This window comes from Saonia sp., from assembly GCF_056326165.1.
In genome coordinates this window covers 43,172-56,934 of record NZ_JBWFBN010000014.1, presented here as the reverse complement: position 1 = coordinate 56,934, position 13,763 = coordinate 43,172, and the positions used below count along the sequence as shown (strand labels likewise).

The following is a 13,763-nucleotide window of genomic DNA, read 5'->3' as shown; positions in this document are numbered from 1 at the left end:
CTCTTTTCCAAATTATAATTTACCTTAAAATTTAGGCATAACAAGCCCACAAACTTACTGCTTTTAGGCATTTTTAGCAATATAGGAAATAAATATATAAGAAGAATTTTGTTACAATTTTATAGTGTTAAAGGGTAATCAACACTATTAAGAATAATTGAAACTTATACGGGGCAAATTTAGAAATCGATAACAAAGTTTAAAATAACATTACCTTCTACATCTACATCCAATTCATAGGTGTACAAACCAATAGCCAAAGGGGTTTCTCCAACAAAATCAATTGGTTGCAGCGTATATGTTTCTGCACCCGACTTTATTTGAATATAAGCATATCTATAAGCTGTTTCATATTCCAAATACTCTGAGAATTTATCCGGGGCAATATTTTCATGAATCATCTCTTCTCCTCCTACCTGTACTTCATCAAAAATAATGGAACTAACATTTTGTATCCTGATGCTCACAGTTTGCACATCATCATTATTATCCGAACAAGAAATATTAGTAATTACAACAACTAATGACAAGAACAAGACAATCTTTTTCATTTGATACATTTTTTAAGAAGATGTTATAAACCAATAACGGTTGCTTTTGGTAATTATTCTATCTCACAAAAACTGGTTGATCCTCCCTAAGAGTATGTTCCTTGCTATACATATATTCGTCCCTATTAAAACCTTTTATATCTTCCAAGGTTTGGGCATTGGTATCCAAAATATAACGCACCATGGAACCTCTGGCCTTTTTAGCAAAAAAACTGATTACTTTTAATTTATCGTTTTTCCAATCTTTAAATATAGGGGTGATTACTGGTACTTTAAGAGCTTTGGGGTCAATAGCTCCAAAATATTCATTGCTCGCCAAATTAATGAAAAGCTCATTATCATTCAGCTCAGAATTAAGCTGCTCTGTAAGTTCTTTTTTCCAAAATTCATGTAGGTTCTTTTTTCTCCCGATTTTTAATTGAGTTCCCATTTCCAATCGGTAAGGTTGTATTAAATCCAACGGTTTTAGAATTCCATAAAGACCAGATAAAATTCTAAGTTGATTCTGTAAAGCATCTAATTTAGTTTCAGGAATAGTATAAGCGTCCAGTCCTTGGTAAACATCTCCATTAAAAGAATATACTGCCGGGCGTGCATTTTTGGTGGTAAAAGGGAGAGAGAAATTTTGATTTCTTTCCCAATTGAGCTGAGCCAAATTATCCGAAATATTCATTAATTGAGACAATGCTTTGGGCTTCTTTTTTGCCAAAACTTTGTTCAATTTTTCAGCCTGCTCCATAAACTGAGGTTGACTATATCTGGAAGTTGGTAAAGTGCTTTCAAAATCCAATGATTTTGCTGGGGAAATAACAATTTTCATTTTAGCTTTTTTTTCTGATATAAAAATAGTTGCTTTTTTTTAAATAGTTCCCCATCAATCAGAAGTGTTTTCAATAAGACTATTGACAAACTTTATCATGAAGATTGATGCTTGGTGTACCCCTTCCATTTTTCTATACACTGTAACATGTCATCTGGGATATTAGTACTAAAACGCATCATTTCATTAGAAACAGGGTGAACAAAACCTAAAGTCTTGGCATGCAAAGCCTGTCTTGGGAGCACCTTAAAAGCATTGTCTACAAACTGTTTATACTTGGTAAAAGTGGTGCCTTTTAAAATTTTATCTCCCCCATAACGCTCATCATTGAACAAAGTATGTCCAATATACTTCATGTGTACTCTTATTTGGTGTGTTCTTCCTGTTTCCAATTTACATGAAACTAGTGTTACATACCCTAATCTTTCTAAAACTTTATAATGAGTTATCGCCTCTTTTCCTTGGTCACCTTCAGGAAATACAGTCATTTGCAATCTATTTTTGGGGTGTCTGGCTAAATTTCCCTCAATGGTACCGCTATCATTTTCTATATTCCCCCAAGCCAGTGCCACATATTCTCTTTCAGTGGTTTTATCAAAAAACTGCTTAGAAAGATGTGTCATGGCCTGCTCTGTTTTTGCAACTACCAAAAGACCAGATGTATCCTTATCTATTCTATGTACCAACCCTGGGCGTTCATTGCTATTAGCGGGTAAATTCTCTATATGATAAACCAAAGCATTTATTAAAGTACCAGAATAATTTCCATGTCCTGGATGTACCACCATGCCGGCAGGTTTGTTCACAACCAAAAGTGCATCGTCCTCATATACTATGTCCAAGGGAATATTCTCGGGAACCAAAAGGAACTCATAGGGAGGATGCTCAAACATCACCTTTACCTCATCATAAGCCTTAACCTTATAGTTTTGCTTTACAATGACATCGTTCACCCATATATGGCCATTTTTTGCTGCTTGTTGAATCTTGTTGCGAGTAGCATTTTCAATAAAATTCATTAAAAATTTATCTACACGGAGTGGCTCTTGTCCCTTTGAAGCAGTAAACTTATAATGCTCAAAAAGCTCATCATCATTGGGTTCTAAATTCTCTTGCGAATTCATATTTATTGAGAATCGGCTTGAACTCTAGCTTTTTCTGGTATTTTTCCATTGCCACATATAAGTTCAACTTTGGAGGTTTTTGGGAGTTTCTCGCCTGGCGATATGTATTTGCCCTTAAATTTAATATTATAAACCATGTCCTTGCCCAATTCATCTATATAAGTAATCCTCTCAACATCTAATCCCACTGCTTTGAGCATAGAAGATGCATTCCGTTGTGTAACTTGTATAATCTTAGGAACCGTCACCTTTTTATAACCAGAAGGGTTTACCGTAACATAGATTTTTCTGTTTTCCTTAACCTTGTTGCCAGCAGGTGGGGTTTGTTCTATAATGGAAAATCTGGGATAATTTGGGTCATAATTGGCAGAGTCTACAACCTCATACCTAAGGCTAGCATCCTCTATTACCTTTCGCATATCCATTACAGAAAGTTTAGAAAGGTCTGGTACTTCAACAAACTCCCCGTGATTAGTAGAATTCTTTAACCAATTTAATGCCAAGAACACCAAAATTATTAATGCCAAAAGAGCTAAACCCAGTTGTATCAAAAATGTTCTACTTTTTAAAAAGTTGAAAAAATTCTTCATTCTCTATGTATTTATGGGCAAATATAGCAAACCCAATGCTTTTTTCTTTATTATAAATACGTGATATTTGTTCATTCAGATTTATCATTTCTTGTATATATGAAAAAAAATATAGCCATTATTATGGGAGGGTACTCCAGCGAATTTAAAATATCGTTAAAAAGTGGCAATGTGGTGCATCAATATTTGGACAAAGAGAAGTTCAGCACTTATCGAATTCATATTTTTAAAGAAAAATGGGTCTATGTAGACGAAAGCAATGCCGAACACCCAGTAAATCGCAATGATTTTTCTATTTATTTAAATGAAAAAAAACTAAGATTTGATTGTGTATTTAATGCCATACATGGCACACCTGGCGAAGACGGACTTATGCAGGCTTATTTTGAGTTATTGGATATTCCCCAAACTTCCTGCGATTATTATCAATCAGCTTTGACTTTTAACAAGAGAGACCTTTTGAGTACCTTAAAACCATACGGGATTAAATCCGCAAAATCTTATTATCTAAACCTTGGAGATATAATAGATCCAGATACTATTATTGAAAAAGTTGGATTGCCATGTTTTGTAAAGGCCAATAAAGCAGGCAGTAGTTTTGGTATTTCTAAAGTCTATAAGAAAACAGAATTAAATGATGCAATTGAGATGGCTTTTAAAGAAGATGATGAGATTATTATTGAATCTTTTTTGGATGGTAAAGAGGTGTCAGTTGGAGTTATTACCTATAAAGGAAAAACCAAAGTATTGCCAATAACGGAAATTGTATCGGAGAATGATTTTTTTGATTATGAAGCCAAATATGAAGGAAAGTCACATGAAATTACTCCTGCAAGAATTTCCAAAGAACAAGAAAAAAATGTAACAGAGATTGCAAAAAAAGCTTACGATGTCCTAAAAATGAAAGGATACTCCAGAAGTGAATTTATCTTTATTGGTAATGAACCTTTTATGCTAGAAATGAACACAACCCCAGGTTTAACCACCGAAAGTATTTTACCTCAACAAGCAAAAGAAGCAGGAATTAGCCTATCAGAATTATTTGGCTCTGCCATAGAAGAGGCATTAGCCTCAAATTAAGTACCTTTATAAAAGCTAACAATCAAGTAATGAAACGCGCCATATTCCCAGGTTCTTTTGACCCACTTACTTTAGGACACTATGATATTATCAAGAGAGGCATAACTCTTTTTGATGAACTCATCATTGCAGTAGGTAGAAATGCGGACAAGAAATATATGTTTACTCTAGAAGAGCGTCAAAAATTTATTTCTGATGCTTTTAAAAACGAACCAAAAATAAAGGTAGAAGCCTACGAGGGTCTTACCGTTGATTTTTGCAAAAAAGTTAATGCCAATTTTATACTACGTGGGTTACGAAACCCAGCAGATTTTGAGTTTGAAAAAGCAATAGCTCATACCAATAGAAAACTCTCTGAAATTGAAACAGTTTTTTTACTTACTTCTTCAGGAAAATCATATATAAGCTCCTCCATAGTTAGGGATGTTATAAGGAATGGAGGAGATTATACAGGGTTAGTTCCAGAAACCGTTATAGTTAAATAAGTTAGGCAACATACAATCCGCAAGTAAGTTTTCACCTACATTTTATTGATTTTCACAACAAATATAAATCACTTGCCATATATTCTTATAAATTAGTAAGAAAATTCTTCAATTTCATTTTATTATGAAGTATATAGGTAAAAATATTCAGTGTTAATAAAATCAATTTCACTGAACATTTATGCTGTAAATTAAAACTTGTAAGATGCTTTAATTTGAAGGAAACATAGGTAATATGCTGGAGAAAACACATGTAGTTACTAACAATTATTTAATTAAGCAACTGCCCATGGCAACTGCTTTTGTAAATACAAATTTTAAGGTTGTACATGCATCCGATAAATGGGTAAACTTCTTTAATTTCTCTGGTGCTAAGGTAATTGGTAAAAGCCTGCATCAATTATTTGATTCTGTTAATGAGGAATGGCAACAAGTCCTAGACAACTGTTTAAATGGAATTCCTGGGAATACAAAAGCGAAACAATTTTATGATAAAGACAATAATGAAAAATGGTTTGAGTGGATAAATATTCCTTGGTATGACAATCAAGAGAACATCGTTGGGGTCATTATCCAAATTGAAGATGTAACCAAAAAAATACAGAATGATTATAGGCTTCAAAAATTAGAGATTTTACTTAACGAAAAATCAGAAATTGCAAAAATTGGCAGTTGGGAATATGATGCTATAAATAACAAACTTTCATGGTGCGATATGACCAAAGCACTTCATGAAGTCCCAACGGATTATATTCCAGATATGGATTCTAGTATAGAATTTTACAAACATGGATATAGTAGAAATGCTATTTCCATGGCAGTATATAAGGCCACCAACAATGGTATTCCATGGAGTGAAAAACTTAAAATAGTAACCGCGAAGGGAAATGAAATATGGGTAATTGCAGCTGGAAAACCAACATATAAAGAGGGCGAATTTACAGGTCTAATTGGAACTTTCCAAAACATTGATGAACAGGTACAGTCCGAAATTAAATCCAAGGAAAATGAACATCTGCTAAAGACATTAGTAGATAACATCCCTATCAACATATATTTTAAGGATCTTGAATCCAGAAAGGTACTGGTAAACAGATCAGAATGCGAATATTTAGGAGTTAGTGAAGAAGAACTTATAGGCAAGGATGATTTTCATTTTTATGATAAAGAAATTGCTCAACTTTCTAGAGATGAGGACTTGTTTGTTATGAACAATCTAGAACCCATTTTAGGTAGAGAAACAACCAATGTTAAAAAAAATGGTGAAAGCACTACATTTTTAACATCTAAAATTCCTCTCAAGGGTGAAGATGGCAAGGCATATGGTATGGTTGGAATCAGTATGGATATTACTGTTATGAAACAAAAGGAGGCAGAACTAAGAAACCTTATTAATGTTACCTCTTTACAGAATAAAAAGCTCATTAATTTTGCCCATATCGTATCTCATAATCTAAGATCGCACTCGGCTAATTTTTCAATGTTGTTAGATTTCTTTATAAATGAGGAAAATGAAAATGAAAAAGAAAATATACTTGGGATGCTTGTGGATGCTTCAAACAATCTACTCGAAACTCTGGATAATTTAAATGAGGTTGTTGCCATAAGCACTAACATTAATATAGAAAAAAAGCCAATTAACTTAAGTAAAAAAATAAACTCGGTACAAAAAAACCTTACAGCTTTTTTGCAAAGCAATGATGCACAAATCATTAATAAAGTTTCTAAAAATATCAACGTAAAAGTAATCCCAGCTTATATTGAAAGTATTTTAATGAATTTTATTACCAATGCAGTAAAATATAAAAACCCCAATAGACAACCAATAGTAACTCTTAAGGCTAAAAAGCTTAAAGAATATACACAACTGAGTATTACAGACAATGGTCTTGGAATAGACTTAAAAAAATACGGGGATAAGCTTTTTGGAATGTACAAGACTTTTCATGACAATTCAGATGCAAAAGGAATTGGACTGTATATTACAAAAAATCAAATAGAAGCCATGAATGGATATGTAACTGCCCAAAGCGAAGTGGGCAAAGGAACCACATTTAATATATATTTTAATGAAAACAATTAACTCTATATGTATTATAGATGATGATCCAATAACTGTATTTGGGATTAAAAAAATCCTAAGTAAGATAGTTAGCTGGAAAGAGCTAAGCTCCTACGCAAATGGAAAATCAGCGATAGAGGGTATAAAGGCTATGTTAGAAGAGAGTCAAAAATGTCCAGATGTAATCTTTTTAGACATTAATATGCCAATTATGGATGGATGGCAATTTTTAGCAGAATTTATTGCTCTACCTATGACAAAAAGAGTACAAATAAATGTTGTAACTTCTTCCATAGATCCTGCAGATAAGAATAAGGCAGTAGAATATACTGCCAAGACTCATCATATCATCACTTTTAGAAATAAACCTCTTAGACTTCAAGAAATTAAGGAGGTTACCAAAGCCGCTTAATTTTAAACAGAATTTTGTTTAAGTTTGTTCATATTACCTAATACAATTTAGGTATATTAAATTGAGCAAATGAAGCGGGTAACATTTTTCTTTCTTGTAATTGTCTTTTTGTCTTGCGAAGAAAAACAGGCAGATAAGGTATTGGATTTTCAGACCCATTTTGAAATTTCTAAAGGAGAAGAAACAGCAACATATCCAGAAGTAATAGATTTCTATATAAAGCTTGCAAAAGAGTTTCCAGAAATAAATATACAGACCATTGGTGAAACGGATAGCGGTTTTCCTTTACATATTGTCACATTTAATCCTGATGGAGACTTTAACTTTCAAAAAATTGGGGAAAATAAAACTCTAATTTTAATCAACAACGGTATTCATCCTGGTGAAAGCGATGGTGTAGACGCTACTATGCTGTTGTATAGAGATTTGGCCATTGAAAAGGTAAAAGCTCCAAAAAACACGGTTTTAGCTACCATTCCCATATATAATATTGGTGGGGCACTAAATAGAAATTCCACCACAAGGGTCAATCAAAATGGTCCCAAGGATTACGGCTTTCGTGGCAATGCCCAAAATTATGACCTAAATAGGGATTTTATTAAAACCGATACTAAAAATGCTAGAACGTTTGCCACTATTTTTCACCTGATTAAACCTGATATTTTTATTGATAATCATGTAAGCAATGGTGCGGATTACCAATATGTATTAACACATCTTTTTACCCAACATAATAAATTAGGTGGAAAACTTGGAGATTATTTACATAATGAAATGATGCCTGCTTTAGAGAATTCTTTGGCAAAAGACAATTGGGACATTACACCTTATGTAAATGTATTTAATAAAGTTCCAGAAAATGGATTTTCCCAATTTATGGATTACCCAAGATATTCTACTGGTTATACAACCTTGTGGAACACGTTGGGAATGATGGTGGAAACTCATATGCTAAAGTCATACAAACAAAGAGTAGAAGGCACGTATGAATTGATGAGCAAAATGATTGCCATCGCTGAAAAAGATACTAAGAAAATAAAAAAACTCAGAGAAGAAACCATCACTGCGCAAGCGGAACAAAAGTTCTATTATCATAATTGGCAGGTAGATACTACAAAAACTTCAACAATACAATTTAAAGGTTATGAAGCCGATTTAATTCCTAGTGAAATAACCGGGTATACGAGACTTAAATATGACAAGAATAGGCCTTTTACCAAGCCTGTGGCATATAGTAATTACTTTGTACCACAGGATACCATAAGAATTCCTGAAGCATATATAATTAAAAAGGGATGGTCTAGAGTGATTAATCTTTTGGAACTAAACCACATTGCCTATGAAACATTGGGCAAGGATAGCTTGCTTACGGTTGAATCCTATAAAATCAAAGATTATAAAACCAGAAATAATGCGTATGAGGGTCATTATCCCCATTATGCCACCAAAGTCTCAAGAACGACAAAAAAAATACAATTTTCAGAAGGAGATTATTACATCCCCACAAATCAGTTAGGGTTAAGGTATATTATGGAAACATTAGAACCAGAAGCCATGGATTCTTTCTTTAATTGGAATTTCTTTGATACCATACTTCAGCAAAAAGAAGGGTTTTCTCCTTATGTTTTTGAAGAACTGGCACTGGACGTTCTTAATAAGAACGAAAGTTTAAAAGCGGAATTTGAATTGAAAAAAGAGAATGAAACAGAGTTTTCAGAAAATTGGTATGCTCAACTAGATTGGATTTTTCAACACTCAGAATATTACGAACCAGCTCATTTACAATACCCTATATACAGAATTCCAAAATAATTACTCTCTAAATAGGATTTTAATATTGGTGTAAGAATTCTCTAAAGCCTTTTTTATTTTATTGGGTCCTTTCCATTTTACCTTTTCTATACCTTCGCTTTTTTGCCCTACCAATTCACCTTTATAAGATGTTTTCATGGCATACCAATGAACTTCTTTCAATTTATAAATTCCATTTCTTTTAAAAACATGGTAGGTAGTTTTTAGATAATTTTCAATCTTTAAACCTTTTACACCTGTTTCTTCCTCTACTTCTCTGATAGCACATTCCTCAATAGTTTCTCCCTTATCCAATTTACCTTTTGGTAAATCCCATTTGTTGTTTCTATAAATAAAAAGAACTTTTCCCTCTTTATTGGTGACCACACCACCTGCTGCAACTACCAAAGGTATTTTTTTAGTGAATTTTTTTAAGATTTCCTCATGGTTGGGATGATATATATAAGCCTCAGGAAGTTTCTTCTTCACCAGCATATCAATTGCATTGTTGATAGCTTCTCCGTTCAATAAAAAATATTTTCCGTCTGCGGTATCAGACAACTTATTTGTTAAAATCAGGGGGGATTCATTAACAAAAACTTTATACATTTGCGGTATGGTTTTGGACAAAGACACCGCTAAAAAGACAGCAGAGCTTCTTTTACAAATTAATGCAATAAAGTTGAATCCTGAAAATCCTTTTTCATGGGCTTCTGGATGGAAATCTCCAATCTATTGTGATAACAGAATTTTACTCTCCTACCCCTCTATAAGAAACTTTATAAGAGAAGAAATGGGGAAACAAGTAGAATCCCTATATGGAAAACCAGATGTTATAGCCGGCGTGGCGACAGGTGCAATAGGTATTGGCATGTTAGTTGCAGAATATTTGGGGTTACCCTTTATTTATGTTAGACCAGAACCAAAATCCCATGGAAGACAAAACCAGATAGAAGGCTATTTGGAAACCAACCAAACAGTAGTGGTTATAGAAGATTTAATAAGTACTGGTAAAAGTAGTCTAAATGCTGTGGATGCCCTCAAAGAAGCTGGAGCTAATATAAAAGGAATGGTAGCAATCTTTACCTATGGTTTTGATATTGCCGATAAAAATTTTGAAGGTAAAAAGGTGAATTTGCACACGTTGAGCGATTATGAACATCTAGTACAATTGGCATCTGAAACCAGTTATATAAAAGAAGAACAATTAAATACCCTAATGGAATGGAGAAAAAATCCATCCCAATGGCAACAATAGAATTATGCATATAGAATCTCCCAAGAAAATAGTCAACAAGAGTAGCAAAGAAATTTTTGAGTTTCTTATTGAGGTAAAAAACTTTGAGCAACTTATGCCAGACAATATTGCCAAATTTGAAGTACTTGGTGAAGACAAATTTCTATTTGCTCTAAAGGGAATGCCAGAAATAGTTCTTAAACGCAAAGAGACCTTGCCCAATGAAAGAATAGTTTTAGGTGCAGCAAGTGACAAATTACCTTTTACATTAACGGCAGATATTATTTCACTGGAAGAGAATAGTAGTGAAGTAATTTTAAATTTTGAAGGTGAGTTCAATGCCATGATGGCCATGATGATAAAAACTCCTATTACCAACTTTATAGGAACCTTATCAGACAATTTAACGAACATTTAAACTAGTACAAAAGCTTAATTTCTTTTAAATCAAATTCTTGCAAAATATTATCCTCTAAGGTTACTTCCAACTTTCCATCAGAAGATATCCCTCTAATAAACCCCATAAAAAGTTCGTTTTTTTGATTTTTAAACGTGGATGGTTTATCTTTTCTAAAGAGAACCGTCTCATATTCATTTCTCAACTGTTCAATGGATTTTCCTTTAGAAATTAAAAATCTGCTTTTTAACCTTTCCAAGATAAGTGTTAATACTTCATCCAAATTAAAAGTCTGACCCAAAATTAGTTTTAAAGAAGATACATTTGGAAGCTTGGAAAACTTAATTTGATTCACATTTAAGCCAATTCCAATGATTGAAGATTGAATGTTTTTGCCAGAAAGCATATTTTCAATTAAAATTCCGCATATTTTGTCGTTACCTGACAGAATGTCGTTAGGCCATTTTACTTTTAAATCTGGCACATTAAGCCCTTTTAAAGCATCGTAAATCGCTAGAGGAATCACAATATTCAATGCAAATTGTTCTGCCGCTGGAAGTTCAATTCCTTTGATTAATACACTGAATGTTAGATTTTTACCATCCTCAGATAACCAAGTGGTACCCATTTGCCCTCTTCCGCTCAGTTGCTTTTTTGCAACCACCACGGTAAAATCATCCAATATATCATCATATATTAAGTTCTTTAAATAAGAACTTGTGGAATCAGTGGCACCAAGTTTGATTATTTGCATATAGTTTTGTTGAAGATACGTACAATCTTATGTTAAATTCAATAGCTAAGAAAACAAAAAAATAATAACTTTGTAGAAATCTAAATCTTTTGAATGCAGAAAACAAAAGCTAGCGCAGATGAATTAATTGCTTTAATCTTACACGGAATAGAAGAAGTTAAAGGAAATGATATAAATTTATTGGACCTTAGGGAAATTGAGAATACCGTTTGTGACTACTTTATAATTTGCAATGGAACATCCAATACGCATGTAAATGCAATCGTAAACTCCATACAAAAAACAGTTAGTAAATCCATACAAGACAAACCATGGCATGTAGAAGGTTCAGAAAATGCCGAGTGGGTTTTAATGGATTATGTTAATATAGTAGTACATGTGTTTCAAAAGCATATTCGCGAATTCTACGACATAGAGGCACTTTGGGGAGATGCCAAAGTAACCTTAATAGAAAGCAGCGTTAATCAGTAAAAAATAAGAATGGCTAAAGATAAAAATACAAGTCCTAAGAAACCAAAATTCAGCTCATGGTGGATTTATGGTTTAATTGCAATATTATTATTGGGCTTCCAATTTTTTGGCAGCAATAGTTTTGCCAATACCAAAAAAACAACAACTTCCGAGTTGCAGGAATATCTTAGAAATGGAGATATTTCTAAAATCTTGATAATAACAAACACAAGACAAGCTAAAGTTTTCCTAACAGATGAAGCTTTACAAAAAGATGTGCATAAAGATGTTGCAGAAAAACCTTTGATTCCATCAACTGGTTTGGTACCGCAATATGTTTTAGATTATGGGGATTTACAGAATTTTGAGAACGATATTAAAAAATTAAAGCAGGAAAACAATCTAGAAACCATTGTTGATTATGACACGGAATCTAATTTGTTAATGGAAATGCTACTGGGCATCCTTCCCTTTATTCTAATTATAGGAATTTGGATTTATCTAATGCGTAGAATGTCTGGCGGTGGCGGCGGTGGCGCTGGTGGTCAAATTTTTAATATTGGAAAATCCAAAGCCAAACTTTTTGATGAAAAAACAGACACCAGAACTTCTTTTAAAGATGTTGCAGGTCTGGAAGGTGCAAAAGAAGAGGTAGAAGAAATTGTAGAATTTCTTAGAAACCCTGACAAATACACCTCTTTGGGAGGTAAAATTCCAAAAGGAGCGTTACTAGTAGGACCTCCTGGTACAGGTAAAACATTATTGGCAAAAGCAGTTGCTGGTGAAGCTAAAGTACCTTTCTTCTCTTTATCCGGTTCAGATTTTGTTGAAATGTTTGTGGGTGTTGGTGCATCTAGAGTACGTGACTTATTTAAGCAGGCCAAAGACAAATCACCGGCAATTATATTTATTGATGAAATTGATGCCATTGGTCGTGCAAGAGGGAAAAATAATTTTACAGGTTCTAATGATGAAAGGGAAAATACCCTAAACCAGTTACTAACGGAAATGGATGGTTTTGGTACCAATACCAATGTTATTGTTTTGGCGGCAACTAACAGAGCGGATGTTTTGGACAAGGCCTTAATGAGAGCTGGTAGGTTTGACCGTCAGATTTACGTGGATTTACCAGATTTAAATGAACGTAAGGAAATATTTGAGGTTCACCTAAGACCAATAAAAACTGCCGAAACACTAGACTTGGATTTCCTTGCTAGACAAACTCCTGGCTTCTCCGGAGCAGACATCGCCAACGTTTGTAATGAGGCCGCATTAATTGCCGCTCGTAAAGAAAAGAAAGCGGTAACAAAACAAGACTTCTTGGATGCTGTTGATAGAATTGTTGGTGGTCTAGAAAAGAAAAATAAAATTATCACTCCAAGGGAGAAAAAAACCATTGCTTATCATGAAGCTGGCCATGCCACCGTTAGTTGGATGCTGGAACATGCAGCACCGCTGGTAAAGGTAACAATAGTGCCAAGAGGGCAGTCGTTAGGTGCAGCATGGTATTTGCCAGAAGAGCGCCAAATTGTACGTCCAGAACAAATGTTAGATGAAATGTGTGCCACTATGGGCGGTAGGGCTGCAGAAAAAGTTATGTTTAATCAAATATCCACTGGCGCTTTGAGCGATTTGGAAAAAGTGACTAAACAAGCTAGAGCTATGGTCACTGTTTATGGCCTTAACGACCAAATAGGAAACGTTACCTATTATGATTCATCTGGTCAAAATGATTATGGTTTTTCCAAGCCTTATAGTGAAGAAACTGCACAAAAAATTGATGAGGAAATTTCCAAAATGATAGAGGAGCAGTATACAAGGGCTATTGCTCTTTTACAAAAGAACAAGGATAAACTTACAGAACTTGCAGATCGTTTATTGGAAAAAGAAGTTATCTTTAAGGACGATTTGGAAAAAATCTTTGGAAAAAGACCATTTGATACTAATTCTGAAGAAGAGATTGCTGAAAAAAAATCAGCAAAAGAAGAGGAAAAAAGTGAATAAGAGCTT

Annotated in this window: 15 protein-coding genes; 9 read left to right on the top strand and 6 right to left on the bottom strand. The window is 33.7% G+C overall.

What is annotated here, in order from left to right; genetic code table 11:
* Positions 1-179 precede the first annotated feature (179 nt).
* From AC000W_RS12435 to AC000W_RS12420, 4 genes are all read right to left on the bottom strand, one after another.
* Positions 180-551, bottom strand: a complete 372-nt coding sequence (locus AC000W_RS12435; RefSeq protein ID WP_474748731.1) for a hypothetical protein — start codon at positions 549-551, stop codon at positions 180-182.
* Between the two features lie 58 nt (positions 552-609).
* Entirely contained in the window at positions 610-1,371 is a 762-nt protein-coding gene (yaaA, locus tag AC000W_RS12430) for a peroxide stress protein YaaA (RefSeq protein WP_474748729.1), read from the bottom strand.
* Between the two features lie 95 nt (positions 1,372-1,466).
* Positions 1,467-2,495: an RluA family pseudouridine synthase gene (locus AC000W_RS12425; protein ID WP_474748728.1), complete on the bottom strand. Its 1,029-nt coding sequence runs from the start codon at positions 2,493-2,495 to the stop codon at positions 1,467-1,469.
* 2 nt (positions 2,496-2,497) lie between these two features.
* Positions 2,498-3,085 (bottom strand): PASTA domain-containing protein, encoded by a 588-nt coding sequence (locus AC000W_RS12420; RefSeq protein ID WP_474748726.1) that lies wholly within the window; start codon positions 3,083-3,085, stop codon positions 2,498-2,500.
* A gap of 99 nt (positions 3,086-3,184) precedes the next feature.
* On the opposite strand from AC000W_RS12420, the gene AC000W_RS12415 reads away from it, so the two are divergent.
* The 5 genes from AC000W_RS12415 to AC000W_RS12395 all read left to right on the top strand — a co-directional run bounded on the left by AC000W_RS12415 (position 3,185) and on the right by AC000W_RS12395 (position 8,936).
* The gene (locus AC000W_RS12415; RefSeq protein WP_474748725.1) at positions 3,185-4,165 is read left to right on the top strand and encodes a D-alanine--D-alanine ligase; all 981 of its coding nucleotides are present in this window, start codon (positions 3,185-3,187) and stop codon (positions 4,163-4,165) included.
* A 29-nt stretch (positions 4,166-4,194) separates the two neighbouring features.
* Positions 4,195-4,650 carry a pantetheine-phosphate adenylyltransferase gene (coaD, locus tag AC000W_RS12410; RefSeq protein WP_474748723.1) on the top strand — a complete coding sequence of 152 codons (456 nt, stop codon included), beginning with the start codon at positions 4,195-4,197 and terminating at the stop codon, positions 4,648-4,650.
* Between the two features lie 235 nt (positions 4,651-4,885).
* On the top strand, positions 4,886-6,733 hold the full coding sequence (locus AC000W_RS12405; RefSeq protein WP_474748722.1) for a PAS domain-containing sensor histidine kinase: 1,848 nt from the start codon (positions 4,886-4,888) through the stop codon (positions 6,731-6,733).
* A complete protein-coding gene (locus AC000W_RS12400) occupies positions 6,720-7,124 on the top strand; it encodes a response regulator (RefSeq protein ID WP_474748720.1) in 405 nt (134 codons plus the stop codon). Before AC000W_RS12405 ends, AC000W_RS12400 begins: the two co-directional genes overlap by 14 nt.
* 69 nt (positions 7,125-7,193) lie before the next feature.
* Complete coding sequence (locus tag AC000W_RS12395) at positions 7,194-8,936, top strand: M14 family metallopeptidase (RefSeq protein WP_474748718.1); 1,743 nt, start codon at positions 7,194-7,196, stop codon at positions 8,934-8,936.
* Here the strand turns inward: AC000W_RS12395 and AC000W_RS12390 are convergent, their stop codons facing one another.
* Positions 8,937-9,524: an NUDIX hydrolase gene (locus AC000W_RS12390; protein ID WP_474748716.1), complete on the bottom strand. Its 588-nt coding sequence runs from the start codon at positions 9,522-9,524 to the stop codon at positions 8,937-8,939.
* A gap of 7 nt (positions 9,525-9,531) precedes the next feature.
* Between AC000W_RS12390 and pyrE the strand changes: the two genes are divergently transcribed.
* Both pyrE and AC000W_RS12380 read left to right on the top strand, forming a co-directional pair.
* Positions 9,532-10,173 carry an orotate phosphoribosyltransferase gene (gene pyrE / locus AC000W_RS12385; RefSeq protein WP_474748714.1) on the top strand — a complete coding sequence of 214 codons (642 nt, stop codon included), beginning with the start codon at positions 9,532-9,534 and terminating at the stop codon, positions 10,171-10,173.
* A 4-nt stretch (positions 10,174-10,177) separates the two neighbouring features.
* Positions 10,178-10,570: an SRPBCC family protein gene (locus AC000W_RS12380; RefSeq protein ID WP_474748712.1), complete on the top strand. Its 393-nt coding sequence runs from the start codon at positions 10,178-10,180 to the stop codon at positions 10,568-10,570.
* 1 nt (position 10,571) lies between these two features.
* Here AC000W_RS12380 and AC000W_RS12375 read toward each other — a convergent pair whose 3' ends face one another.
* Positions 10,572-11,303 carry a biotin--[acetyl-CoA-carboxylase] ligase gene (locus AC000W_RS12375; protein WP_474748711.1) on the bottom strand — a complete coding sequence of 244 codons (732 nt, stop codon included), beginning with the start codon at positions 11,301-11,303 and terminating at the stop codon, positions 10,572-10,574.
* Between the two features lie 93 nt (positions 11,304-11,396).
* Here AC000W_RS12375 and rsfS point away from each other — a divergent pair, with 93 nt between their 5' ends.
* Both rsfS and ftsH read left to right on the top strand, forming a co-directional pair.
* Positions 11,397-11,774 (top strand): ribosome silencing factor, encoded by a 378-nt coding sequence (rsfS, locus tag AC000W_RS12370; protein ID WP_474748709.1) that lies wholly within the window; start codon positions 11,397-11,399, stop codon positions 11,772-11,774.
* A 9-nt stretch (positions 11,775-11,783) separates the two neighbouring features.
* Entirely contained in the window at positions 11,784-13,757 is a 1,974-nt protein-coding gene (gene ftsH / locus AC000W_RS12365; protein ID WP_474748707.1) for an ATP-dependent zinc metalloprotease FtsH, read from the top strand.
* Positions 13,758-13,763 lie beyond the last annotated feature (6 nt).